The sequence below is a fragment of the Methylobacterium litchii genome, assembly GCF_038442315.1.
GTDB lineage: Bacteria > Pseudomonadota > Alphaproteobacteria > Rhizobiales > Beijerinckiaceae > Methylobacterium > Methylobacterium litchii.
The window spans coordinates 25,002-48,776 of record NZ_JBBXMY010000025.1 but is presented as its reverse complement, the minus strand read 5'-3'; the positions used below and the strand labels follow the sequence as shown (position 1 = coordinate 48,776).

Sequence of the window (23,775 nt, the reverse complement as noted above, 5' to 3'; positions counted from 1 at the left end):
ACCGCCCTTCGGCTTGGCCCGTTCAGGCGGCAGCAGCGGTGCGATCTCGGCCCACAGGCCATCGGGAAGGAGCGGTCTCGCCATCTCCACTCAACGCGCCAAACCCGGTTTTGTTAGAGGCTCTAAGTGCTCGTGCGTATCGGCGATGGTAAACTGCTAACCGTTGTCCGCTAAGCTGACCGTCGAAACCCCAGCGACCTGACAATCTGGGTCGCACGGGAGCTTCGGCGTCGACCGTAGAGGGCTGGCGGACTTCTACTATGATGGCTTTTCTAAAGCAGGAGAATGGGTACATCTTCCGCATCGTGCATCGGGAGAACTTTCCGCTCGTCCTCTCGGGAGGCCTGTTCGCTAAGAATGCTAGAGGTTCGGACCCTCGCTATGTGAACATAGGAAATCTTGATCTCATTGATCGACGAGGAAGACGCGCTGTCCCCATTGATCCACGCGGCGTCTTAAACGATTATGTGCCGTTCTATTTCACTCCCTATTCGCCGATGGCGCTCAATATAAATACCGGATACAATGGCATCGTTAAAAGGCCGAATGATGATATATTAATACTTGTTAGCACGATAAATCATGCAATAGACAGTGGACTTAATATTATCTTCACAGACCGCCACGCTTACCTCGCGACAGCAAATTTCTACCGCGAGGCTCACCAGCTTGACCAGATTGATTGGGAGGCGCTCAGAGCGAAGGATTTCCGGAAAGACCCCAGAAACCCGGAGCGCGTTGAGCGCTATCAAGCGGAGGCTCTGATCCACGAGCATGTACCACTGACTGGCCTGAAAGGCATCGCGGTCCACAACGACCACGTCGGCGCCGTGGTACAAAAGCATGTGGACAAATCAGGAACGACATTGCAAGTGCGCACCATGCCAAGTTGGTACTTCTGATGATCACCTTCACACAAGGCGACCTACTTGATGCTCCTGCCGAAGCGCTCGTCAACACGGTGAACACCGTAGGCGTGATGGGCAAGGGTATTGCCCTGATGTTCAAGGAGAATTTCCCGGAGAATTATCGGGCGTATGCGGCTGCCTGCAAGGCAGGTGAGGTAGCCACAGGCCGCATGTTTGTGATTGAGCGCAGCCACCTAACCGGCCCACGGTGGATCATCAATTTCCCGACCAAAGCCAACTGGCGCTTTCCATCCAAGATGGCATGGATCGAGGAAGGCTTGGCCGATCTCCGGCGTGTGATCGAGGAGAAGGGCATCCGCTCAATTGCGGTGCCGCCTCTCGGCAGCGGCAACGGCGGTCTGAACTGGGCTGACGTGCGTCCACGGATTGAGGCCGCTTTGGGAAACATCCCGAACGTCGAAGTCATCGTGTACGAGCCAACGGCGACGTATCAAAATGTTTCGAAGCGGGAAGGACGGAAATCTCTCACGCCGGCAAGCGCTTTGGTTGCAGAACTCGTTCGTCGGTACGCCGTGCTGGGATTTGAGTGCTCTTTGCTGGAGGTGCAGAAACTAGCTTACCTGCTGGAGTATGCAATCAAAACCTCGGCTTCGCAGAACCCCTTGAAGCTTGCCTTTGAAGCTCATCGATATGGGCCTTACGCCGATCGGCTCAGGCATTTGCTAAATGGCATGGATGGGACTTATCTGCACTGCGATAAGCGCCTTGCCGATGCTAGCCCTCTGGATCTCGTAAGATTCGAAGACAGCCAACGCGATCGGATCGCCGCTTATCTAAAAGCCGAAGGCAAGGATTACCTTGCTGGTTTAGAAGAAACGACTGCTCTTATCGATGGTTTTGAGTCGCCTTACGGGATGGAGCTTCTCGCCACTGTACATTGGCTCATACATCGGGCCGGTGCTGAATCATCCGTTGTGGCGGTGATGCAAGGCATCAAGCAGTGGCCCGGTGGCGCAGGCTCAGCAGCGCGCAAGGCGCGTATCTTCGACGAGCGCGTCGTCGCGCTCGCTCTCGAGCGACTTGCCGGCCGCAAGATAATTATGGTGCACTAAAGGCCTTTACCGCCTGCCTCAATGCCCAGCCCAATACGCCGCGATCATCTCCGGCGTGACATCCGTCGCGTAGCAGAGCGGCGCATGGCCGCGCGGGCGCACGTAGGCGGCGCGTTTCCCGCAGGAGGAGCCGTTGCGTGCGCTCTGGTAGGGGCAGGCACACGGGCCGGGATAGGCGGCGATCGAGCGCGCGATGAGCAGTTGGACAATCGCAGCGGTACTCGTTGCGGACGAGGCATCCGCCGGTTTCGCTTCGACCTTCTCCACGGGCAACGCGGACACGGAAACGGGCGCCGCTGGCAACGCCGGTGCACCGAAGAGGGAGGTCGGGACCAGAACCGGCCCCGCGACGAGGACGAGCACGAAGGGGAGGCCGCGGCGGGACCGACTCGCGACCGCATTTCGCTTCCAGCCCATGTGCATCGCCTCGCGCAGTTCGCGCTGAGGTTGAGCCGCCCCGACAATTCGTCAATCGAGGCGCGAGCTATCTCATGTATCATCTCTTCTAAGTTGTCTCGATTGACACGGCGCGACGGACGCGGTCTGCGCACAGGGTGGGTTCAGCCCTCGGCGGATGCTTTCGGAGGCCCTCTCATGCGGATGGACGGCACCCTGCGCGAGCGGCTGCGGCCGCGCTTTCCTCCGGTCGCGTCCCCCCTCGCCCGCGAGCGGCTTGCGGAGATCGCGCCGGCCTTCCCCGACGGGTTCCTGACGCCGCCCCTGCGGGACTTGCTCCTCGGCCTCGCGGATCACTCCGAGTTCCTGTGGCAGAGCGTGGTGCGGGCGCCGGAGCGGTTCGTCGCCCTCGTGGAGCAGGCGCCGGAGGCGGCCCATGCCGATCTCGTCGCCGGGCAGCGGGCGGCAGGGGCTTCGTGCGCCAACGAGGCCGACCTCGCCGCCATCGGCAAGCGGTTCCGGGCGAACCGGAACGCCCACGCGCTCCTCGTGGCGCTCGCCGATCTCGGTGGAGCATGGGGCCTCGACGCGGTCACGCGGGCCCTGACGGAGTTCGCCGACGCCTCCGTCGCCGCCGGGCTCGATGCGCTGCTGCGCCGGGCCGCCGCCGGGGGGCGGGTCCGCCTCGTCGATCCCGATGCCCCCGCCCGGGCAAGCGGACTGTTCGTCCTCGGGCTCGGCAAGCTCGGCGGGGGCGAGCTCAACTATTCGAGCGATATCGACCTCGTCGTCTTCTACGACGCGGCGCGCGCCGAGGCCGTCGCCGGGGCGGAGGCCAAGGCCGTGTTCGGCAAGGTCGCGCAGGATCTCGGAAAGCTCCTGTCCCAGCGCACGGCGGACGGCTACGTCCACCGGGTCGATTACCGGCTGCGGCCCGATCCGGGCTCGACCGCGCTCGCCCTTTCCACGGCCTATGCCTTCGAATACTACCAGTCCATCGGGCAGGATTGGGAGCGCGCGGCCTTCATCAAGGCGCGGGCGATCGCGGGCGACATCGAGGCCGGCGACGCGTTCCTGGCCGAACTCGGCCCCTTCATCTGGCGCCGCCACTTCGACTTCGCGGCCATCGCCGAGATCCACGCCCTCAAGCGGCAGATCCACGCCGTGCGCGGCCACGACGAGATCGCGGTGGAAGGGCACGACATCAAGATCGGGCGCGGCGGCATCCGCGAGATCGAGTTCTTCGCGCAGACGCAGCAGCTCGTCTTCGGCGGCCGGCAGCCGGCCCTGCGCAGCCGCCGCACCGTCGAGACGCTGGGCGGGCTGTGCGCGGCGGGCTGGATCGACGCGCGGGCGCGGGACGAACTGACCGAGGCCTACACGTTCCTGCGCACCATCGAGCACCGCCTGCAGATGCTGCGCGACGAGCAGACCCAGCGCCTGCCCTCCGATCCCAACGCCCTGGAGGGCTTCGCGCGCTTCTGCGGCTTTCCCACCCGCGCGGCCTTCGACGAGGCCCTGCTCGCCCATGCGGCCCGGGTGCAGGGGCATTACGCCCTGCTGTTCGAGGGCGGAGCGGCCGAGGCGGCGGCGCCCCTCGCCTTCGGCCCCGGCGAGGCCGAGCCCGCAACCCTCGCGGGGCTCGAACGGCTCGGCTTCCGCGAGGCGGCGCGCGCTCACGGCATCGTGCGTGACTGGCAGCTCGGCCGCCACGGCGCCCTGCGCGGCGGGCGCGCCCGCGAGATCCTGTCGGATTTCCTGCCCGCCCTCCTGACGGCGCTCGGCGGCACGCCGGACCCGGACGCGGCGCTGCTGACCCTCGACCGGGCCTTCGCCCGAATGCCGGCGGCGGCGGAACTCCTGGCGATCCTGCGCTCGCACGAGCGCCTGCGCGGGCTGTTCGCGGACCTGCTCGGCGCCTCGCCGCTCCTTGCCGAGACGGTGGGGCGCAGCCCCCACGTCCTCGACGCAGTGCTGGAGCCGGATTTCATCGCGCCGGTCTTCGGGCCGGAAGCCCTCGCCCGCCAGTACCGGGCGCTGGTCGGGGAGCCCGCCACCCACGAGGATCTCCTCGACCGCTGCCGCGACGCGGCGCGGCGGATGGGCTTCGTCACGGGGGCGCGGCTCGTCTCCGGCCTGATCACGCCGGCCCAGGCGGGCCACGCCTATGCGGGAATCGCCGACGCGGCGGTCGGCCTCGTGCTGGAGGCCGAGACGCGGCGCTTCGCGCGGGAGCACGGCTCCGTGCCGCGCGGGCGCTGCTGCGTTCTGGCGCTGGGACGGCTCGGCTCGCGCCAGCTCACCGCCGCGTCCGATCTCGACCTCGTCGTCGTCTACGATTTCGACCCCGACGCCCGGATGAGCGACGGCCCGCGCCCCCTCGACGCGGTGGTGGCCTACAACCGCCTCGCCCAGCGCCTCGTCGCGGCGCTGACGGTGCCGACGCGGCGCGGGCGGCTCTATCGGGTCGACCTGCGGCTGCGCCCCTTCGGCAGCCACGCGCCGCCGGCGGTGCAGGTGAAGGGCTTCGCCGCCTATTACGCGGAAGGGGGTGAGGCCGAGGCCTGGGAGCACATGGCGCTGACCCGCGCCCGGATCGTGGCGGGCGATGCCAGCCTCGCGGCCGAGGTGGAGGGGATCATCGCCGATGTCGTGACGCGCCCCCGCGACCCGGCTTCCCTCTGCGCCGAGGCGGGGGCGATGCGCGCCCTGGTGACGAAGGCGCGGGGTTATGCCGGCCCGCACGACCTGAAGCTGGCGCCGGGCGGGCTGTTCGACCTCGATTTCCTGGCCCAGGCCCTCATCCTCGCGGGCCACCTGACGGATTGCGTCGGCTGCGAGGCCGGCCACGTCCTGCACCGGGCGGGGGAGCGCGGGCTGATCCCGCCCGAGGCGGCGGAGGCCCTGGCGCAGGCCCACGCGGTGCTCGACGCCGCCGCCCAGTGGCAGCGCCTGACCCTGGAGGACGCCACCAAGCCGCCCCCGGCCAACGCCGCGCGGCGCATCGCCCACGCCATGAACCTGCCGGATGCCCGTGCGCTCGCGGCCGAGTTGCGCGTCCAGCGCAGGAGCGTCCGCGCCCTGCTGGTCGCGCTCAAGGCGACTCTCGCCGCCCGCAGCGGGCGGCGTTCGCGATCAGGTCCCTGAACGTCCGCCCATCGCATCCCGGGCCGCCGCCAGCCCCCAGCGCACCAGTTCCTGCGCGGCGTCGGCCGAGGGCGCCTCGGCGTAGCAGCGCAGCTCCGGCGCGTTGCCCGAGGCGCGGAAATGGATCGTCCGCCCTCCGTCCAGCTCGATCCGCACGCCGTCCTGCCGGTCGATCGCTTGGGGTGTGCCGAGCGCGCGGAGGAAGTCCGCCCGGAAGGCCGCGTCGTCGAGCCGGGCCAGGAAGGCGCCGCTGAGCTCCGAGGGCGTGTTCGGGAGGCGGTCGCTCGCCATCTCGCCCGCGTCGAGGGAGGTGACGAGTTCGGCCAGCGTCCCGCCGGAGGCGCGCATCGCCGCCAGGGTGGCGAGGATCGGCAGCATCGCGTCGCGCGTCGGCAGGGCCGCGAGACGGCCATGGCCCACCACCACGTCGGAGCCGAGCAGGAAGCCGCCATTGGCCTCGAACCCGGCGACCGGGGTGGCCCCGTCCGCCCGCGCCGCCTCCATGCCGGCGATGACGAAGGGCGAGCCGACCTTCGTCCGCACGACCCGGCGGAAGCCGCCGGTGCGCTCCAGGGCCGAGCCGGCCGTGACCGGCACCACCACCGTGTCCACGCCCAGGTGGCGGGCGGTGATCAGGCCGAGGATGTCCCCGCGCACGATCCGGCCCGCGCCGTCTGCCATCAAGGGCCGGTCGGCGTCGCCGTCGGTCGTCACCAGGGCATCGTACGCGCCGGACGCCATGACCTCGCGGATGAAGGCGATGTCCTCCGGGCGATGCGCCTCGGTGTCGATCGGCACGAAGCTCTCCGAGCGGCCGATGGCCACCGCCTCGGCGCCGAAGGTCGCGAGCAGATCGCTGAGCAGGTCGCGGGCGACCGAGCTCTGCTGGTAGACCGCGATCCGCAGGCCGGCGAGGGCGTCGGCCGGGAAGGCGTCCCGGTAGCGCTGCCGGTAGCGCTCGATCGCCCCCCGTTCCTGGGTGGCCGGGGAGGCCGCCGACGGCCCGCCGGTCTCCGCGACGGCCGTGAGGGCCGACAGGATGGCGCTCTCGTCCGCCTTGGTGATCTCGCCCTCGGCCCGGTAGAACTTCAGGCCGTTGCGGTCCTCCGGGATGTGGCTGCCGGTCACCATGACGGCGCAGGCGCCGCGCCGCATCGCCTCGAGGGCCAGGGCCGGCGTCGGCAGGGCGCCGCAATCGACGGCCGCGAAGCCGGAGGCCGCCGCCGCCTCCGCCACGGTGGCCGCGATCTCCGGGCTGCTCGCCCGCAGGTCCCGTCCGATCACCACGGTGCGCTCGCCGGGGTGGCCCGCCGCGATGGCGTGGAAGAAGGCCTGCGCGTAGGCGAAGCTCGGCCCTCCTACGAGGTCCACGACCAAGCCGCGCAGGCCGCTCGTTCCGAATTTCAGGCTGCTCACAGCGGCTCCCTTGGCGTCGATGGCAAAGCAGGGTGTCGCCACGAATTACGCGAAGAGGGCGCCGCAACAAAGCGCGATTGCAGGCCGGTGCCGAAGGCCGCCCTCAGTCGCGCCGCCACCGCCCGACGAGCCCCGCCAGCCAGGGCCGCAGCGGCAGGGAGAGGCGGTAGGCGGCCTCCGCCAGGGGCAGGACGGGGCGGAGGCCGAAGATGCGCAGGTCCACGAGTCCCGCGAGCCAGCGCCAGCCCGGCAGGACCCGCCACAGGCGCGCGAAGGCCGCCGCGCCGGAGACGAGGTTCCCGGCTCCGTCGCGCACGTGGAAGCGGCGTAGGGCGCGCGTGCGGTCGAGGCCCTCGCCCAGAACCGCGTCCGGGTTCCGCCCGACATCGACGAAGTCGAGCCGCCGGGCGCCCTCGCAGCCGCGGTAATGGTCGATCTCGGCGCGGCAGAGCGGACAGCTTCCGTCGTAATAGACCGTGAGGTCCTTGTCCGATCCGCCGAGGGGAGATGAGGAGGTGCCGGCCATCGCGGCGGCCCGTCAGGCGACCTTGCGGCGTCCCTTCGCGGCGGCGGGCTCGGGGGCGACGGACTCGGGGGCCTTGCGCGCGGCGCGCTCGCCGGGGCGGCCGAGGCCCAGGGACTTGGCGAGGCTGGAGCGCTTCTCGCTGTAGGCCAGGGCCACCATCGGATAGTCGCCCGGCAGGCCGAACCGCTCCCGGTAGCTGTCCGGGTCGAGGCCGTGCGAGGTCAGGTGACGCTTCAGCGTCTTGTAGGTCTTGCCGTCGATGAAGCTGACGATGCCCTCCGGCTTCACCGACTTGCGGATCTGCGCCGCCGACGGCTTGTTCGAAGGCTCCTCGGCCCCCTGGAGGGCGCTCCCGTCGGCAAAGCCGTTGAGCGAGGCGTGCACGCTGGCGATGAGCGCAGGCAGATCGGTCACGGCAACGTGATTGTGAGAGACATAAGCGGCGACAATCTCGCCGGTCATCTCAATAAACTCTAAAGTTTTGTCGGGGGCTGATCCGGTCATGGAGAAGGCTTTCGGCTTGAACAATACAGATAACTAAAGCGACCCCCATGCCAGTTCAATGCCGAACCTGTGCTTAAACATACAACTTGAAGGTGCATAGCTCCGTCGCAGGCCTGCCGCGTCGCCGGGCGGTCCTGGGCGTGGCCGGTGCTGTCGAGCCCGCCCTGCCCCTGGGTAGAAAGATTGTCTGCAATTGACACCGAATCCGTGGCAACTGTGTTGTGCCGGGCTTATCCCTCGGTAAGACCTTGACCGGACACGGGTCCAGCCCGGTCGAGCAGGCGGACCGGAGCGACGTTCGAACCAGCGATGACGGTACGCGGACCCAATCTCCGTCTGGAGGGCTCGACCCTCGGCCCGCGGAAGGTCTCGGCCTGGCGCGAGGCCGTGGCCCCGTTCTGGGACGTGCGCATCCGCAAGGAGGACACACCGGAATTCCGGGGCCGGTCGGAGGTCTACCACCTCGGCAACGCCATCGTCGGCTTCACCGCCGCCTCGGAGTTGCGCATCGAGCGCTCGCGGGGCCTCGTCGCACGGATGGGCGTCGATCACATCGCCATCCAGATGCGGATGGACGGCCATGCCGAGGTGGAGGCCGCCGGGCGCGAGACGGACCTCGCCACCGGCGACATCGCCCTCCTCGACCTGTCGCGGCCCCTCGCGATGCGCTCGACCGATTACCGGGCGATGACCCTGATCATGCCCCGCGCCCTGTTCCCGGAGGAGGGGCAGGGCCTGGAGGAGGCGCATGGGACGATCCTGCGGGGGAGCACTCCGTTCGGCACCCTGGTGAGCGACCACCTGCGCTCCCTCGGGGCGAACGCGCCGCATTTCACCGCCGACGAGGCGCGGGCCGCCTCCGAGGCGACGGCCATCCTCGTCGGCATGGCGGCCCGCACGGCGGCCGGGGCGGATCGGGGCGAGCGTCCGGCGGAGCGCGCGCCGGTGCTCCTCGTGATCCGCCGCTACATCGACGCCGAGATCGGCTCGCCGCTCCTGAGCGTGAGCCATCTCTGCCACCGCTTCGGCATCTCGCGCAGCGGGCTCTACCGCCTGTTCGCGCCGCTGGGTGGGGTGCTCGAATACATCCGCCGCCGCCGGCTCGCCCGCGCCTACCGCGACCTCGTGGAGGCCGGGCCGCACGGGATCCGCATCTCGGAGATCGCCTATCGCTACGGCTACGGCAGTCCGGTGAGCTTCACCCAGGCGTTCCGGGCGGAGTTCGGCCTCAGCCCGGCGGACGTGCGGGCGGGTGGGACCGGGGCCGGGCCGGGCGGGGGCGCCCCGGATGCGCTGCCTGCCGGCGGCTGGGACGATTTCTACGATTGGGTGCTCCGGCTCGACGTGTGAGGCCGGTGCATTGGGACGCCCGCTGAACACTTTGGGACGGGCGCCGGTCGCGAGGGACCCGGCTTCGCGCGACATATCTCCAGGTTGTGCTGGATGGATGTCCATGGTGCGGAGCGAGGGTGAGCGGCCGGTGGCTTGGCTCAGGCGGCGGCAGGACGAGATGTGGGCGCCGGAATCGTCGCGAACCCGCAATACGCGGATCCGGCGCTGGATCGGCGCCGCCCGCCGCCGGGCCTTGCGCATGCAGCGCGAGGAGACGACCGGGAGCGCGCAGGTCATCACCCTCACCTGGGCGCAGACCTTCGGCCGGCCCTCGACCCCGCGCGAGGAGGCGGCCGCCCAGGGCCACGCCCAGACCATCGTCCTACTCCGGCGCGGCTGAGGCCCCGCCTCAGGCGGCCACGGGCTCGTCCGCGAACCCGTGCGCGTCGAAGGCCCGGCGCACCAGGCCCGACCGTTTCGCTGCGTCGAGCCACGCGCCGACACAGGCGAGCGCCGCCGGTCGGTCCGGCGGCACGGCCACGGCGACCTGCGTGTGCTGGAAGCCGCCGCTGACGATCCGGGACCCCGGCACCTGCGGCACCACCGACCTCAGCGTATCGCGGGACAGGGCCAGCGCATCGGCCCGGCCGTCCCGCATCCGCGCGATGGCCTCGGCCACCGAATCGACCGGCTCGGGCCGGGTGTGCGTGAGGGTGCGGGACGAGGCCCGGAAGGTGGTCGTGCCGTCGATGGCGACGACCCGTGCGCCCGGCCGGTCGACATCCGCCACGGCGGCGAAGCCCGACGCGGCGCTGGCGAGATAGGTGCTCTCCAGGTCGTAGTAGCCCGGCCCGAAGGCCACCATCCGCCGCCGCGTCTCGTCGACCGGCATGAAGCCGACATCGACCGCCCCGGCTTGGAGCGCTGCCGCCAACGCCCCGGAATTCGGGAACAGGACCGGCGCGAGGGCGAGGCCGAGACCGGCCGCGAGATCCCCGGCGAGGAGCGCCGTCACCCCGTCGAGGCCGCCATCCCGGCGGCGGCTCACGAAGATCAGGCCGGGGGACGGCGCCTCCACGAGTCCCGCCCGCAGCGCGCCCTCGGGCGCCAGCTCGGCCTTCGCAACGGGATCGACGGGGACATCTGTCGTCATGCCGGGCAGGATAGCAGCCGCGATGCCGCATCCCACCGCGGAACGGCGCTGATCGAGACAATGTGTCTGGCGTGTCGCGGCGGGCGCGGGAATCTGCGCGCCGAGAAAGGCAGGTCCGGTCGGTGGGTAACGCGTCGAGTCTCGTATCCGGCCTGCGCGCCGGGGTGGCCTGCCTGCCCCTGGCCGCCGCCGTCACCGCCGCCGCCGCGCAGGACCTGCCCGCGCGCCCGGCCGCCTTCACCTACATGGACGCCGAGACCTGGGAGATCACCGTGAGCGCCACGGCCCAGGCGATCCCCCGCTATCCGGGGGCGGCGGACTACACCGCCGTGGGCTATCCCGGCCTCGACATCCGCAAGTCCGGCGAGCCGCGCCGCTTCTCCGCGCCGGACGACAATCTCAGCTTCACCCTCTACGACACCGAGGCGTTCCGCACCGGCCCGACCCTGCGCTTCGTCCCCGGCCGCTATTACGGCGACGACCGGGCGCACCTGTTCGGGTTCCGCGATGCGCGGATGGCCTTCGAGCCAGGCCTGTTCGTGGAGATCTACCCCGTCTCCGCCATCCGCCTGCGCGGGGAGGTCCGTCAGGGGGTCTACGGGCATCACGGCACGGTGGGCACCGTGGCCGCCGACTACCTCCTGCCCGTGGGGCGGTGGCTGGTCTCGGCGGGGCCGCGCTTCAACATCGGCGATGCGAGCTTCGCGCGGACCTATTTCGGGGTGAGCCCGATCGAGGCCGCCATCAACGGCCGCGTCGTCGCCTACGACCCCGGCAGCTTCTACTCCGCCGGCCTCCTCGCGGCCGTCACGTTCCGCCAGGACGACACGTGGTCCTACACCGCCTATGGCGGCTACAGCCGCATCCTCGGCGCCTCCGGCGAAAGCCCCCTGGTCGACCGCCCCTACGGCAACCCCGACCAGTTCACCTTCGGCCTGCGCGTGGACTACACGTTCAAGGCGAAGCCGCTCCTGTAGCGCCACAAGCCCCTCTCGGCACACGCAGTTTTCAACTGCGAATGACGGTTGCGCGCTTGTCGAAATCACAGCCGCAAGTAGCGTCCGCTCCGGTTCGCACGCGCCCGCGACCTGGAGGATCCCGTCATGGTCCGCTCACCCTTGGCCACCGCCCTGCTCGGTGTCACCCTCGGCCTGTCCGTCACCCCCGCCTTCGCCCTGACCACGAAGGAATGCTCGACCAAATACCAGGCCGCCAAGCAGGACGGCACGCTGAACGGCCGGAAGTGGAACGACTTCCGCAGGGCCGAATGCGGCGCGGAGGCCGCTCCGGCCCAGGCCGCCGCGACCGTGCCGAACCCGATGGCCCCGGCCGGCGGCACCATGACCGCCGCCCCTGCGCCGGCGCCCTCCCCCGCGCCGGCGGCCACCGCCGCCGCGACCGGCACGGCCGCCTTCCCGGCGAAGGTCGATCCGAAATACGCGAGCGAATCGGCCGGCAAGCAGCGGATGCACACCTGCCTCGACAGCTACAACGCCGCCAAGGCCGCCGGCACGCTCGGCGACATGAAGTGGATCCAGAAGGGCGGCGGCTATTACAGCGCGTGCAACAAGCGGCTGAAGGGCTGAGGCCCTACGGCATCACCCAGACGCAGGCGCCGCCGGCCTGGGCGAGGCATTCGTAGATCGCCCCGCCGAAGGTCGAGCGGCGCTCCACGGCGCCGAGCGTCTCCCGCGCGACGAGGCGGCAGCCGGGCGGCTTCTCGGCCTGCGCCGCCGCCCGCACGGGATCGTCCCCCGCCCCGGCCGACCATTGGCGCAGGGCGACGAGGTTCTCGCAGACCGGGACCGCTCCGCCGCCCCCCTGCGCGAGGGCCGGCCCTGCGGCGGCGAGGCCCAGAACCACCGCAAGCGACGTGACGCGCATGGCGACCTCCCTTCGGACGATCGTCCGAAGCCGGTGAGATGGGCCGGCGCCGCCCGCCGGCAAGGCGTGGCACCGGGCTTTGCGCGCCCCGCGACGGCAACACTGTTGCTTGGCCGCGGAAAGTGCGCTCTTCCCTCAGACGATGCCGCCCGAACTCCTCCTCGTCGCCGCCGCGACCCTGCCCTTCCTCGGCAGCGTCGTGGCGATCTGCCTGCCGAGCCACGCGCGCGGGGCCGCCGCCGGGGTCGCGGGATTCGCGACGCTGGCGAGCCTCGCCTGCCTCGCGTGGCTCTCGCCCCTCGCCTCGGGGCCGGAGCCCGTCACATTCGCCGTCGACTGGCTGCCGAGCCTCGGCGTCCGCTTCGTCCTGCGCCTCGACGGGCTCGCCTGGATCTTCTCGCTGCTGATCCTCGGGATCGGCGCGCTGGTGGTGCTCTACGCGCAATACTACATGGCCGCCGCCGATCCGGTGCCGCGCCTGTTCTGCTACTTCCTCGCCTTCGTGGGCGCGATGCTCGGCATCGTGCTCTCGGGCAACGTGCTCCAGCTCGTCGTCTTCTGGGAACTGACGAGCATCGTCTCGTTCCTGCTGATCGGCTACTGGTCGGACAACGCCTCGGCCCGCGACGGGGCGCGGATGGCGCTCACCATCACCGCCGCCGGGGGCCTGTGCCTCCTCGTCGGCATGGTGATCCTCGGGCGGATCGCGGGCAGCTACGACCTCGACGCGGTGCTCGCCTCGGGGACGGCGATCCGCGAGAGCCCCCTCTACCTGCCGGCCCTGGTGCTGATCCTGGCCGGGGCGCTCACCAAATCGGCGCAGTTCCCGTTCCACATCTGGCTGCCCCGCGCCATGGCGGCGCCGACGCCGATCAGCGCCTACCTCCACTCGGCGACCATGGTGAAGGCCGGCATCTTCCTGATGATCCGCCTGTGGCCGGTCCTGTCGGGCACGGAGAGCTGGTACTGGATCGTCGGTACCGCCGGCATGGCGACGATGCTGGTCGGCGCCTGGAGCGCGATCTTCCAGCACGATCTGAAGGGGTTGCTGGCCTATTCCACCATCAGCCATCTCGGGCTGATCACCCTGCTGCTCGGCCTCGATTCGCCGCTGGCCGTGGTCGCCGCGATCTTCCACACGGTGAACCACGCGACCTTCAAGGCCTCGCTGTTCATGGCCGCCGGGATCATCGACCACGAAACCGGCACGCGGGACATGCGCCGCCTCAGCGGGCTGTGGCGGGCGATGCCCTACACCGCGACCCTCGCCATGGTCGCCGCCGCCGCCATGGCCGGGGTGCCGCTGCTCAACGGCTTCCTCTCCAAGGAGATGTTCCTGGCCGAGGCGGTCGACAACACCGGCGACCACGCCCTCAACCTCGCCTTGCCGGTGCTGGCGACCCTGGCGAGCGCCTTCACGGTGCTCTACTCCCTGCGCTTCATCCGCCAGACCTTCTTCGGACCCCCGGCCCGGGACCTGCCCCACGCGCCGCACGAGCCGGTGCGCTGGATGCGCATCCCCATCGAGGCGCTGGTGCTCGCCTGCGTCGCCATCGGCCTCGTGCCGAACCTGACGATCGGGCCGCTCCTGGCTGGCGCCGCCCGCGCCGTGCTCGGGGACCGCACGCCCGATTACGACCTCGCCCTCTGGCACGGGTTCAACGCGCCGCTCGCCATGAGCGTCCTGGCGCTGGCCGGCGGCGTCGCCCTCTACATGGCCTTCGGCAAGCGCATCGACACCAACCCGCGCGGCGGCCCGTGGCTGATGGACCGGCTCGACGGCGGCTGGCTGTTCGAGCGCGGCATGACCAACCTCGTCCTCGGCGCCCGCTGGCTCGAGGCGCGGCTCGGCACCGACCGGCTGCAGCCGCAGCTGCGCATCCTGTTCCTCGCCGCCCTGCTCGCCGCCACGGCGACGGGCCTCGGGCGGGGGCTCGACCTGTTCGCGCCGGGGCGGACTACCGCCTTCGATCCCGCCTTCGCCCTGCTCTGGCTGGTCGGCGCCGCTTGCGCCGTCGGCGCGGCGGAACGGGCGAAGTATCACCGGCTCTCGGCGGTGATCCTGCTCGGCGGGGCGGGCCTCGTGAGCTGCCTCAGCTTCCTCTGGCTCTCGGCCCCGGACCTCGCGGTGACGCAGATCCTCGTGGAGATCGTCACCACGGTGATGCTGCTCCTGGGCCTGCGCTGGCTGCCGAAGCGGGACGCGGCGATCCCCGCGCCGGCCTCCGAGCGGGGGCGGGCGCGGCGGCGGCGGCTCATCGACCTCGCCATCGCGGCCTGCGCCGGGTCCGGCCTCGCCGGGCTCGCCTATGCGGTGATGACCCGGCCCCCCGTCGAGGGGATCAGCCGCTGGTTCGTGGAGGAGGCCTATCCGCAGGCGGGCGGGCGCAACGTCGTCAACGTGCTGCTGGTCGATTTCCGGGCCTTCGACACCCTGGGCGAGATTTGCGTCCTCGGCGTGGTCGGGCTCACCGTCTTCGCCCTGCTGCGCCGCTTCCGCCCCGCCCCCGACAGCCGCGCGCGCCCGGCCCAGCAGCTCCGGCAGGACGCCTACGACAGGGGCCGCGAGGGGCGCGAGCCCGGCCACACCGCCGCCGACGCGCTGATGGTGCCGCGCACGGTGATCACGTGGCTGTTCCCCTTCGTCGTGATGCTCGCCCTGCACCTGTTCCTGCGCGGGCACGACCTGCCCGGCGGCGGCTTCGCGGCGGGCATCACGCTGACCATCGGCTTCATGCTGCAATACATGGCCAACGGCGCCGAATGGGTGGAGGAGCGCCTGCGCATCCAGCCGATCCTCTGGATCGGGATCGGCCTCCTCGTGTCGGTCTTCGCCGGGGCGACCTCCTGGCTGTTCGCGCACCCGTTCCTCACCGCCGCCTTCGCCTATTGGGACGCGCCGATCCTCGGCAAGGTGCCGCTCGCCTCCGCCCTGATCTTCGATCTCGGCATCATGGTCCTCGTCGTCGGCGCGAGCGTGCTGATGCTCGTGGCGCTGGCCCACCAGTCCCTGCGGCGGACGCGGGTCGCCGAGGCCGAGCGGGAGCGCGCCTGATGGAACTCGTCCTCTCCCTCGGGATCGGGGTTTTGTCCGCCGCCGGGATCTGGCTGATCCTGCGGCCGCGCACCTTCCAGGTCGTGCTCGGGCTGTCGCTCCTGAGCTACGCGGTGAACCTGTTCATCTTCGGCATGGGGCGGCTGACCGTCGGGGCGCCGCCCGTCCTCGGCGCCGGGCCGGACATCGTCTCCGTGGACGATCCCGTGCCCCAGGCCCTGGTGCTCACCGCCGTGGTGATCAGCTTCGCGCTGACCGCCCTGTTCCTCGTGGTGCTGCTGGCCGCCCGGGGCGTGACCGGCTCGGACCATGTCGATGGGCGCGAGTTGCACCCGGAAGAGCCCCGCCCATGAACCCGGCCGTCACGAATCTCGCCGTCGAGACCGCGTGGTCGGACCACGTCACCGTCCTGCCGGTGGTGCTGCCGATCGCGGTGGCCGGGGCGATGTTCCTCCTCGACGAGCGACGCCGCGCGCTGAAGGCGAGCCTGTCCTTCGCGACGATCCTCGCCCTGATCGCCATCGCCGTCACCCTCGTCGTCTCGGTCTCGGACGCGCCGCGCGTCTACCGCCTCGGCAACTGGGCCGCGCCCTACGGGATCGTCCTCGTGGCCGACCGGCTCTCGGCGATGATGCTGGCGCTGTCCTCGGTGCTGGGGCTCTGCGCGCTGGTCTTCTCCTTCGCCCGCTGGGGGCGGGCGGGGCCGCGCTTCCACGGCCTGTTCCTGCTCCTGCTGATGGGGGTGAACGGCGCCTTCCTGACCGGCGACCTGTTCAACCTGTTCGTGTTCTTCGAGGTGATGCTCGCGGCCTCCTACGGGCTCGTCCTGCACGGCTCGGGGGAGACGCGGATCCGCGCCGGGCTCGGCTACATCGCCGTGAACCTCGTGGCCTCGCTGTTCTTCCTCGTCGGCGTCAGCCTGATCTACGGCACGATGGGCACGCTCAACATGGCCGATCTCGCCCGGCGCCTCGCCGGGCCGCCCGAGGGCGAACTCGCCCTGTTCGAGATCGGCTGCGCCATCCTCGGCCTCGCCTTCCTCATCAAGTGCAGCGCGTGGCCCCTGGGCTTCTGGCTGCCCTCCACCTACGCGGCAGCCACCGCGCCGGCCGCCGCCATCCTCGCGATCCTCAGCAAGGTCGGCATCTACGTGGTGGTGCGCCTGAGCCTCCTCGTCTTCGGCGCGGGCGTCTCGGCGGGCTTCGGCCAGACCATGCTGTTCGCGGCGGGGCTCGCGACCCTCGCCTTCGGGACGGTGGGCCTGCTCGCCGCCCGCGACCTCACCCGCGCGGCGGGCTACGCGGTGATGGTCTCCTCCGGCACGGTGCTCGCCGCCCTCGGCTCCGGCAACGACCGGGCGCTGGCGGGGGCGCTCTACTACCTCGTCGGCTCGACGCTGGCGGCAGGCGCCCTGTTCCTCCTCGCGGAGATCCTGCAGCGCGGGCGCGACCCGGCCGAGGCCGCCGCGCCGGTCTTCGCCGACGAGTACCGCGACCCGTTCGACGACGAGGATTCCGTCGAGGTCGGCAGCGTCATCCCGGCGGGTGTCGCGATCCTCGGCGTCGGCTTCCTGCTCTGCACGCTGATGCTGGCGGGGATTCCGCCGCTCGCGGGCTTCGTCGGCAAGCTCGCGATCTTCGTGGGCGCCGCCGACGCGCCCTCCCCCGCCGGCTGGTGGCTGATCGCCGCCCTCACCCTGTCGAGCCTGTTCACGCTGATGCCGCTGGTGCGGCTCGGCATCCTCAACATCTGGGTGCGCGACGCGGACAAGCCGCCGACGCTCGCCCGCTCCGAGGTCGCGGCGCTCGCCGGCCTGCTCGCGACCTGCCTCGCCCTCTCCGTCTGGGGCGGCCCGGCGCTGGCCTATGCCGACGCGACGGTGGGCTGGCTGACCCAGCCGCAGGATTACGTCCGCGCCGTCCTGGGAGGACCCACCCCGTGAGGCTCCTGCCCCATCCCTGGCTCTCCGCCGGCCTCGCCCTCGCGTGGCTCCTCCTCAACGCCCCGGTGACGCCCGGCAGCCTGCTGCTGGCCCTGGCCGTGGGCCTGACCGTCCCGGCGGTGATGAACGCCCTCCAGGCCCGGCCCGTGCGGGTGAGGGCCCCCGGCGCCCTCCTCCGGCTGGCGGGGATCGTGCTCGTGGACATGGTCCGCTCGAACATCGACGTCGCGCGGATCATCCTCGGCCGGCAAACCGGCGCGCGGCGGACGGGGTTCGTGGCGATCCCCCTCGACCTGCGCGAGCCCTTCGCCCTGTCGCTCCTGTCGATCATCCTCACGGCGACGCCGGGCACCCTTTGGGTGCAGTACGATTCCGACACCGGACGGCTCCTGCTGCACGTCCTCGACTTCACGGACGGCGAGGCCTGGGTCCGCCGGGTGAAGGACCGCTACGAACGTCCCCTGATGGAGATCTTCGCATGAGCGCCGTCACCATCCTCGATTGGGGGCTCGGCCTCGCCCAGGCGATGCTGGTGCTGGCCATGGCCATCGCCGCGTGGCGGATGCTGCGCGGCCCCCGCGCGCAGGACCGGGTGCTCGGCCTCGACACCTTCTATCTCAACGGGATGCTGGCAATCGTGGTGCATGGGATGCGCACCGGCAGCGGCCTGTATTTCGAGGCGGCCTTCATCGTCGGGATGCTCGGCTTCACCGCCTCGGTGGCGCTGGCCAAGTTCCTGATGCAGGGCGAGGTGGTGCAGTGACCGGCGCCGGCCTGCCCGCCTGGGCCGCCCTCCTCGTCGTCGGCCTCGCCCTGACGGGCGCCGCCTTCTCGCTCACCGGCGCCATCGGCCTGATCCGGCTCAAGACCTTCTACGAGCGGGTCCACGCGCCGACGCTGGGCGCGACCCTCGGCATGGCGCTGATCCTGTGCAGCTCGATGCTGCTCCTGTCGCTGATCGAGGGGCGCCTCGTCCTGCGCGACCTGCTGATCGGCGTGTTCCTCACGGTCACGACGCCGGTGACGCTGCTGCTCCTCGCCCGCGCCGCCGCCCACCGCGACCGGCACGAGGGCCGTCCGGGCGCGCCGCCGAAATCCTGAATGCCCTCAGCACCGGTCGCAGACGCTCTCCAGCACGGTGTCGAGGCGCTTCTGCCGCTCGGTGCGCGATCCGGGATCGACCTCCGGTGCCGCCGCGCGGCCCGGCGGGACGGTCTGCCCCACGGTGGAGCGGTAGGGCGCGTTGGCGGTGGTCTCCGGCCCGCCGCCGGTCCCCGTATAGTTGGCCGCCACGGCGCCGCCCGGCAGGGCGAGGCTGCCCGCGATGACGATCCCGGCGACGAGACGGGTGAAACGCTGTCCGGTCATGAGTATGCCCCCTCCTGACGGCTAGAAACGAACACGATGAGCCTCAAACGACAGTGTTGGAGAGCTGTTCCCGGCCCGCCGTGCTCCCCCACACATGTCATCGGGACGTCGGCGTGACGCCGATACTGCGGAGGGGGCGGACCTTCACCAGTCACGGCCCCCGCTCTGCCGCGACCGGGAAAGCACAGTGCCCCGGGAAGCGGCGATGACCGCGTTGACGCCGCCGGCCACCTCTCCGTAAGCTCGGCTTTGACGGTTCCCCTCGGGGATCAAAAGGGAACGCGGTGCGGGGCGACCCGAATCCGCGGCTGCCCCCGCAACTGTGAGCGGCGAGCCCGGCACCACCACGTCACTGGATGAGTCTCATCCGGGAAGACGGTGCAGGGGCGGCGACCCGCGAGCCAGGAGACCTGCCGTCAGTCGTGGTCACACGCGAAACGCGTCGGGCGGGGTGTCCTGGCGGGTGTCGAAGCGCCGGGCTGTGGGGCCGGGCGCGGAGAGTCCTTCGCGGTGACGTGCCACTGCCGCCCCTGAGGCTCCCGTGATCCGTCCCTCGCGCCGATCGTTGCGTGCCGCCCTTGCCCTCTCCGGCCTCGCCGCCCTCCCCGCGCCGGCCACCGCGCTGGAGGCGACCCTCGACGAGATTTCCGTCACCGCCGAGCCGGCTTCCCCCTCCCCGGCCCCAACCCAGGCCACGCCCGCCGCGAGCGCCGGCTATGTCGGCGGCACCACCGGCATCGGCGGTCCGCTCCTCACCGTGGAGTCCGCCAGCGCCGGCCTCGTGTCGGGTGCGGTGATCAACAGCCGGCCGGTGACGCGCCCCGGCGAGGTGCTGGAGGCGGTGCCGGGCCTGATCGTCACGCAGCATTCCGGCGAGGGCAAAGCCAACCAGTTCTTCCTGCGCGGCTTCAACCTCGACCACGGCACCGACATCGCCCTGTTCCTCGACGGCATGCCGCTCAACATGCGCACCCATGCCCACGGCCAGGGCTACGCCGACATCAACTTCCTGATCCCCGAACTCGTCGGGGCGGTGGAATTCCACAAGGGCCCGTATTTCGTCCGCGACGGCGATTTCGCCTCCGCCGGATCGGTGCGGATCGACTATCTCGACAGCACCCCGAAGAACCTCGCGCTCACGTCGATCGGGAGCTTCGGCTACAAGCGGGCGCTGTCCATCGCCTCGGCGCCGCTGGCCGAGGGCCACCTCCTCGTGGCGGCGGACGCGCAGCTCTACGACGGGCCCTGGGTGGTGCCGGATGCGCTGCGCAAGATCAGCACGGTCGCCCGCTACAGCCAGGGCACGGCGCTCGACGGGTTCTCCGTCACCGGCATGGCCTATGCCGCCCGCTGGACCGCCACCAACCAGATCCCCGAACGCGCCGTCGTCTCCGGCCAGCTCGACCGCTACGGCACGCTCAACCCCACCGATGGCGGCAACACCTCGCGGTTCTCCCTCTCCGGCCGGTTCAGCGCGACGGACGACACGGGCGTGACGCGGGCCTCGGCCTACGTGATCCGCTCGCAGCTCAACCTGTTCAACGACTTCACGTATTTTCTCAACGACCCGGTCAACGGCGACCAGTTCCACCAGCTCGACCAGCGCATCATCGGCGGCGGCGAGGCGCTGCACATCTTCCAGGGCGACCTGTTCGGCCTGCCGATGGAGAACGAGGTCGGGGTCCAGACCCGCACGGATTCGATCCGCGTCGGCCTGTTCAACACGACGAACCGGCAGTTCCGCTCCGGCATCCTCGACGACCGGGTGCTGGAGACGAGCGGGGCATTCTACTTCGACAACCGCGTGCGCTGGACCGACTGGCTGCGCACCAGCCTCGGCTTCCGCGCGGACGGCTATTACGCCAGCGTCGTCTCGGACACGCCGGCCAATTCGGGCAAGGCGCGGGACGCCATCGTCAACCCGAAGCTCGGCCTCGTGCTCGGGCCATGGTTCGACACCGAACTCTACCTGAATTACGGCGGCGGCTTCCATTCGAACGACGTACGCGGCGTGACCGCCACGGTCGATCCGACCTCTTCACTGTTCAACACCACCCGCTCGCCCTTCCTCGTCCCCTCGACGGGCTACGAGATCGGCCTGCGCAACCGGTCCATCGCGGGCCTGGAGACGAGCCTCGCCCTGTTCCGGCTCGATTTCGCCTCCGAGAACCTGTTCCAGGGCGACACCGGCACGACGGAGCCGAGCCGCCCGACCCGCCGCTTCGGCGTGGAATGGACGAACCGCTACGCGGTGACGCCCTGGCTCTCGCTGGAGGGCGATCTGACGATCACCAACGCCCGGTTCTCGAATGTCGACCCGGTGGGCAACCGGGTGCCGGAGGCGCCGACCACCATCGCCTCGGCCGGCATCACCTTCGGCGAGCCGCTGGGCTGGTTCGGATCGCTCCGCTTCCGCTATTTCGGGCCGCGCCCGCTGATCGAGGACAATTCGATCCGCTCGCGCCCGACGGCGCTCCTCAACGGCCGGGTCGGCTACAATTTCGAGAACGGCGTCAGCGTCTCGCTCGACGTGCTGAACCTGACGAACAGCCGATCCGACCAGATCACCTACGCCTATGTCTCGCGCCTGCCCGGCGAGCCGGCCGAGGGGCTGATCGACCGGGTGTTCCACCCCGTGGAGCCGACCGCCGTGCGTTTGACCATCGCCGGGCGGTTCTGACCGGGCGCGTTAAGGCTTGGGCGCCTGGTCGGTCTGCGGCCCATCTTGGTCGTGTCGGCGGTGCCGTTGCCGATTCAGGGGCCGGAGGGTTGCTCGCCGTCCCGGCCGAGGACTTCGGCGGCATAGCGGGAGCGGGCGGCGGCGTCCGGCCTTCCGCCGTCGCGGGCGCACCACAGGGCGAACGCGTCCGGCTCGATCGGGACGCGGACGACCTCGACGCCGCTGCGTTGGACCTCCCGCTCCATCTGCTCGGTCGCGATCCGCCACGTCTCATAGGCCGGAGGGAGCCGCGCGCCGTCGTCGAGGCTCGCACGCAGCGCGTCGTAATTCTCCGGGGCGTACCACGGCAGGCCGATACGGCGGGGGCGGGTCATCGGGGCTCCGGGCGGAGGGCCTTTCGAGGGGGCGGTTCCGGCGCTGCCGCCGGCCCTCGGCCGGCGGCAGCAAGAATCCGGCCCTTAGCGCCGCTGAATCTCCCGACGCTCCTCCCGGCGCTCCATCCGCTCGTCCCGGCGATCCCGCTCCGGATCGACGCCGAGGACGCCGCCGACCGTGCCGGTCGCGGCCCCGACCGCTCCGCCGACGACGCCGCCGATCGGCCCCGCCGCGCGGTTGCCGTCCTCCGCCCCGCGCTGGGCGCCGGGAATGGTGCCCTGGGCCTGTGCCGTCGCGGCGAGCGCGAACGGCGACAGGATGAGGGCGGATGCGATCAGGATGCGTTTCATGGGGGTGTCCTTCGAGGCTCGATGAGGCGTCACACGGCTCCGAAGCCGAGCGCCTCCGTCTCAGGCCAACGTCCGAAGGCCGGGAAGGTCACAGGGACGCGAGCCCGACCTCACGCCGAACCTTCTGCGCGATCCTCCAGGGCCTCGCCGCGGACGGCGGCATCGTAGCCGGCCAGCCAGCGCGCCTGCGCCTCCGTGCCCTCTGCATAGGGGCAGGATTCGCGGGCGATGTGCTTGCCGGGCGCGTAGAAGCCCAGGGCATAATGGTCCAGATTGTCGTCCGGTGGTTCGGTCATGGCCTTCTCCCAAGGATCGGCAAGACGAGGGCGTCGCGGGGCCGAGCGGTCAGAACAGGGCGACCAGGGCGACGCCGCCCACCATCAGGCACCCGCCGAGGATCCGCCAGAGGCTTGCGGGGTGGCGCTCGAAGCCGACCCACCCGAAATTGTCGAGCAGGATCGAGGTCACCACGCCGGCCGTCACGAGGAGGCCGAGGAACGGCGCCGCGCCGATCTGCCGGGCGACGACGAACTGCGCGAGGATGATGCCTCCGCCGAGGATGCCGCCGAACCACGCCCACCACGGCATCGCGAGCACCTGGGCCGAGGTCGGCCATGCGAGCTTCCCGGAGAGGAGGCCGACGAGGAGGATGCAGGTGGCCGTGCCGGCGACCACGACGAGGCCGGCGGTCAGGGATTCGTTCAATCCCTTCGAGAGCGCGCCGTTCTGTCCGGCTTGGACGGCGTTGGCGACGCCGGCCAGCAGCACGAAGCCGTAGAGGTACCACATGGCCGAGATCTCCTGTCCGATCCTCGACCAAGGCGCCGGAGCCCCCGGAAGTTCGTTCGCGCGGTGCGGCCGCGTCCGCACGCCGCCTATGGCTTGCCCGACCTCGCCTTGAGGGCGTCCCGTTCGAGGCGGGCCGCCTTAAGGCGGGCGGTGTTCTGGTCGGCGGCGCTGACGCTCGGCGCGACGGGCGTCTTCCCGGCGGGGCGATCCTGCGTCTTCGCGAAGGCCGCCTCGGCCTGCATCCGCTCTTTGCTGTAGTTGTCGGCCATATCCCGTTCCTTGGAAGACCCGCTCGCGCTCGGAGCCTCGGGCCGGGGACGCTCAGTCCCCCGGCGTCCAATCGATGTTCGGCCGCTGCGCCAGGATCCGGTCGAAGTAGTTCGCCACGGCCTGCGCGCCGTCCGCGTGCATCATGGCGACCGGATGGGCGAGGTAGGCGCGGGCCAGATCGAGGGGGATCTCGCCGGATTGGAGCGCGCCCAGCACGGCGTCGATGAAGGCATCGTTGGCGTCGTTGAAGTCGCTCGACAGCTTTTTCCGCTCGTTGAGTGCCTGGATCGGCATCGTACGCGTCATCCTCTGAAGGGCCATTCGGTCGGTCTGCCGGTGTCCGGCGCCCCGATGCCGCCTCCGTACCATGCCTGAGATCGGCTCACCGCCCCCAGTGTGGGGCGCGGCGGAGGGGATTGCAACGCGGCCACGCCGCGTCTCGGGATGCGGGTCGGATCGGCTTTCGTCGAGCACACAACTGCTGTGTGTGTCTGCACGGTATGGATAAATTTAAGATCCGCCGTGCCACGATCGTCGAATTCGGAAACGCGCGCCCGCGCCGACGATCACAGAGCCTCAGCTTTGAAAATCCGCCGGCCGATCCGCG

General features: G+C 70.6%; 27 protein-coding genes, 1 pseudogene and 1 riboswitch. Of the genes and pseudogenes, 14 read left to right on the top strand and 14 right to left on the bottom strand.

Features of this window, described 5'->3' with window-relative positions; all coding sequences use genetic code 11:
• Positions 1-84, bottom strand: a pseudogene (locus tag AAHF99_RS25425) (IS5/IS1182 family transposase); the annotation flags it as partial.
• 176 nt (positions 85-260) lie between these two features.
• On the opposite strand from AAHF99_RS25425, the gene darT reads away from it, so the two are divergent.
• Together darT and darG are read left to right on the top strand one after the other, a co-directional pair.
• A complete protein-coding gene (gene darT / locus AAHF99_RS25420) occupies positions 261-902 on the top strand; it encodes a type II toxin-antitoxin system toxin DNA ADP-ribosyl transferase DarT (RefSeq protein ID WP_342167134.1) in 642 nt (213 codons plus the stop codon).
• The gene (gene darG / locus AAHF99_RS25415; RefSeq protein WP_342167133.1) at positions 902-1,981 is read left to right on the top strand and encodes a type II toxin-antitoxin system antitoxin DNA ADP-ribosyl glycohydrolase DarG; all 1,080 of its coding nucleotides are present in this window, start codon (positions 902-904) and stop codon (positions 1,979-1,981) included. Before darT ends, darG begins: the two co-directional genes overlap by 1 nt.
• Before the next feature lie 18 nt (positions 1,982-1,999).
• Here darG and AAHF99_RS25410 read toward each other — a convergent pair whose 3' ends face one another.
• Entirely contained in the window at positions 2,000-2,398 is a 399-nt protein-coding gene (locus tag AAHF99_RS25410; protein WP_342167132.1) for a hypothetical protein, read from the bottom strand.
• Between the two features lie 183 nt (positions 2,399-2,581).
• Between AAHF99_RS25410 and AAHF99_RS25405 the strand changes: the two genes are divergently transcribed.
• Positions 2,582-5,524 (top strand): bifunctional [glutamine synthetase] adenylyltransferase/[glutamine synthetase]-adenylyl-L-tyrosine phosphorylase, encoded by a 2,943-nt coding sequence (locus AAHF99_RS25405; RefSeq protein WP_342167137.1) that lies wholly within the window; start codon positions 2,582-2,584, stop codon positions 5,522-5,524.
• Here AAHF99_RS25405 and AAHF99_RS25400 read toward each other — a convergent pair.
• The 3 genes from AAHF99_RS25400 to AAHF99_RS25390 form a co-directional block, all read right to left on the bottom strand.
• On the bottom strand, positions 5,513-6,940 hold the full coding sequence (locus AAHF99_RS25400; protein WP_342167131.1) for a phosphomannomutase: 1,428 nt from the start codon (positions 6,938-6,940) through the stop codon (positions 5,513-5,515). The two genes, AAHF99_RS25405 and AAHF99_RS25400, sit on opposite strands and share 12 nt — an antisense overlap.
• Before the next feature lie 103 nt (positions 6,941-7,043).
• Entirely contained in the window at positions 7,044-7,466 is a 423-nt protein-coding gene (locus tag AAHF99_RS25395; RefSeq protein WP_342167130.1) for a thiol-disulfide oxidoreductase DCC family protein, read from the bottom strand.
• 12 nt (positions 7,467-7,478) lie between these two features.
• On the bottom strand, positions 7,479-7,928 hold the full coding sequence (locus tag AAHF99_RS25390; RefSeq protein WP_412759952.1) for a Ros/MucR family transcriptional regulator: 450 nt from the start codon (positions 7,926-7,928) through the stop codon (positions 7,479-7,481).
• Positions 7,929-8,279: 351 nt separating this feature from the next.
• Here AAHF99_RS25390 and AAHF99_RS25385 point away from each other — a divergent pair, with 351 nt between their 5' ends.
• Together AAHF99_RS25385 and AAHF99_RS25380 are read left to right on the top strand one after the other, a co-directional pair.
• A complete protein-coding gene (locus AAHF99_RS25385) occupies positions 8,280-9,320 on the top strand; it encodes an AraC-like ligand-binding domain-containing protein (protein ID WP_342167128.1) in 1,041 nt (346 codons plus the stop codon).
• Positions 9,321-9,423: 103 nt separating this feature from the next.
• On the top strand, positions 9,424-9,702 hold the full coding sequence (locus tag AAHF99_RS25380; protein ID WP_342167127.1) for a hypothetical protein: 279 nt from the start codon (positions 9,424-9,426) through the stop codon (positions 9,700-9,702).
• A 9-nt stretch (positions 9,703-9,711) separates the two neighbouring features.
• Here the strand turns inward: AAHF99_RS25380 and AAHF99_RS25375 are convergent, their stop codons facing one another.
• Complete coding sequence (locus AAHF99_RS25375) at positions 9,712-10,455, bottom strand: transporter substrate-binding domain-containing protein (protein ID WP_342167126.1); 744 nt, start codon at positions 10,453-10,455, stop codon at positions 9,712-9,714.
• A 122-nt stretch (positions 10,456-10,577) separates the two neighbouring features.
• On the opposite strand from AAHF99_RS25375, the gene AAHF99_RS25370 reads away from it, so the two are divergent.
• Positions 10,578-11,432: a MipA/OmpV family protein gene (locus AAHF99_RS25370; protein WP_342167125.1), complete on the top strand. Its 855-nt coding sequence runs from the start codon at positions 10,578-10,580 to the stop codon at positions 11,430-11,432.
• 126 nt (positions 11,433-11,558) lie between these two features.
• Positions 11,559-12,041, top strand: a complete 483-nt coding sequence (locus tag AAHF99_RS25365; protein ID WP_342167124.1) for a hypothetical protein — start codon at positions 11,559-11,561, stop codon at positions 12,039-12,041.
• Between the two features lie 4 nt (positions 12,042-12,045).
• On the opposite strand, the gene AAHF99_RS25360 is transcribed toward AAHF99_RS25365, so the two are convergent.
• The gene (locus AAHF99_RS25360) at positions 12,046-12,339 is read right to left on the bottom strand and encodes a hypothetical protein (RefSeq protein ID WP_342167123.1); all 294 of its coding nucleotides are present in this window, start codon (positions 12,337-12,339) and stop codon (positions 12,046-12,048) included.
• Between the two features lie 142 nt (positions 12,340-12,481).
• Here AAHF99_RS25360 and AAHF99_RS25355 point away from each other — a divergent pair, with 142 nt between their 5' ends.
• From AAHF99_RS25355 to mnhG, 6 genes are read left to right on the top strand one after another with little or no spacing between them, the layout of a single operon-like run.
• Entirely contained in the window at positions 12,482-15,394 is a 2,913-nt protein-coding gene (locus tag AAHF99_RS25355) for a monovalent cation/H+ antiporter subunit A (RefSeq protein ID WP_342167122.1), read from the top strand.
• The gene (locus AAHF99_RS25350; protein ID WP_342167121.1) at positions 15,394-15,747 is read left to right on the top strand and encodes a Na+/H+ antiporter subunit C; all 354 of its coding nucleotides are present in this window, start codon (positions 15,394-15,396) and stop codon (positions 15,745-15,747) included. The genes AAHF99_RS25355 and AAHF99_RS25350 overlap by 1 nt, the downstream gene beginning before the upstream one ends.
• Positions 15,744-17,336, top strand: a complete 1,593-nt coding sequence (locus tag AAHF99_RS25345; RefSeq protein WP_342167120.1) for a monovalent cation/H+ antiporter subunit D — start codon at positions 15,744-15,746, stop codon at positions 17,334-17,336. The genes AAHF99_RS25350 and AAHF99_RS25345 overlap by 4 nt, the downstream gene beginning before the upstream one ends.
• Positions 17,333-17,818 carry a Na+/H+ antiporter subunit E gene (locus AAHF99_RS25340; RefSeq protein WP_342167119.1) on the top strand — a complete coding sequence of 162 codons (486 nt, stop codon included), beginning with the start codon at positions 17,333-17,335 and terminating at the stop codon, positions 17,816-17,818. The genes AAHF99_RS25345 and AAHF99_RS25340 overlap by 4 nt, the downstream gene beginning before the upstream one ends.
• Complete coding sequence (locus AAHF99_RS25335) at positions 17,815-18,099, top strand: K+/H+ antiporter subunit F (protein ID WP_342167118.1); 285 nt, start codon at positions 17,815-17,817, stop codon at positions 18,097-18,099. The genes AAHF99_RS25340 and AAHF99_RS25335 overlap by 4 nt, the downstream gene beginning before the upstream one ends.
• Positions 18,096-18,437, top strand: a complete 342-nt coding sequence (gene mnhG / locus AAHF99_RS25330) for a monovalent cation/H(+) antiporter subunit G (RefSeq protein WP_342167117.1) — start codon at positions 18,096-18,098, stop codon at positions 18,435-18,437. Before AAHF99_RS25335 ends, mnhG begins: the two co-directional genes overlap by 4 nt.
• Positions 18,438-18,443: 6 nt before the next feature.
• Here the strand turns inward: mnhG and AAHF99_RS25325 are convergent, their stop codons facing one another.
• Positions 18,444-18,704: a hypothetical protein gene (locus AAHF99_RS25325; RefSeq protein ID WP_342167116.1), complete on the bottom strand. Its 261-nt coding sequence runs from the start codon at positions 18,702-18,704 to the stop codon at positions 18,444-18,446.
• Positions 18,705-18,940: 236 nt separating this feature from the next.
• A riboswitch (cobalamin riboswitch) is annotated at positions 18,941-19,136 on the top strand.
• Between the two features lie 133 nt (positions 19,137-19,269).
• Between AAHF99_RS25325 and AAHF99_RS25320 the strand changes: the two genes are divergently transcribed.
• Positions 19,270-21,384 (top strand): TonB-dependent receptor, encoded by a 2,115-nt coding sequence (locus AAHF99_RS25320; protein WP_412759951.1) that lies wholly within the window; start codon positions 19,270-19,272, stop codon positions 21,382-21,384.
• Between the two features lie 74 nt (positions 21,385-21,458).
• On the opposite strand, the gene AAHF99_RS25315 is transcribed toward AAHF99_RS25320, so the two are convergent.
• The 6 genes from AAHF99_RS25315 to AAHF99_RS25290 form a co-directional block, all read right to left on the bottom strand.
• Positions 21,459-21,758: a hypothetical protein gene (locus AAHF99_RS25315; RefSeq protein WP_342167115.1), complete on the bottom strand. Its 300-nt coding sequence runs from the start codon at positions 21,756-21,758 to the stop codon at positions 21,459-21,461.
• 84 nt (positions 21,759-21,842) lie between these two features.
• The gene (locus AAHF99_RS25310) at positions 21,843-22,109 is read right to left on the bottom strand and encodes a hypothetical protein (protein ID WP_342167114.1); all 267 of its coding nucleotides are present in this window, start codon (positions 22,107-22,109) and stop codon (positions 21,843-21,845) included.
• A 110-nt stretch (positions 22,110-22,219) separates the two neighbouring features.
• Positions 22,220-22,405 (bottom strand): ribosome modulation factor, encoded by a 186-nt coding sequence (locus AAHF99_RS25305; protein WP_243952576.1) that lies wholly within the window; start codon positions 22,403-22,405, stop codon positions 22,220-22,222.
• Between the two features lie 49 nt (positions 22,406-22,454).
• A complete protein-coding gene (locus AAHF99_RS25300; protein ID WP_342167113.1) occupies positions 22,455-22,898 on the bottom strand; it encodes a DMT family transporter in 444 nt (147 codons plus the stop codon).
• Between the two features lie 86 nt (positions 22,899-22,984).
• Positions 22,985-23,167, bottom strand: coding sequence for a hypothetical protein (locus AAHF99_RS25295; protein WP_342167112.1), 183 nt, complete (start codon positions 23,165-23,167; stop codon positions 22,985-22,987).
• 52 nt (positions 23,168-23,219) lie between these two features.
• Positions 23,220-23,462 carry a hypothetical protein gene (locus AAHF99_RS25290; RefSeq protein ID WP_243952573.1) on the bottom strand — a complete coding sequence of 81 codons (243 nt, stop codon included), beginning with the start codon at positions 23,460-23,462 and terminating at the stop codon, positions 23,220-23,222.
• Between the last annotated feature and the right edge of the window lie 313 nt (positions 23,463-23,775).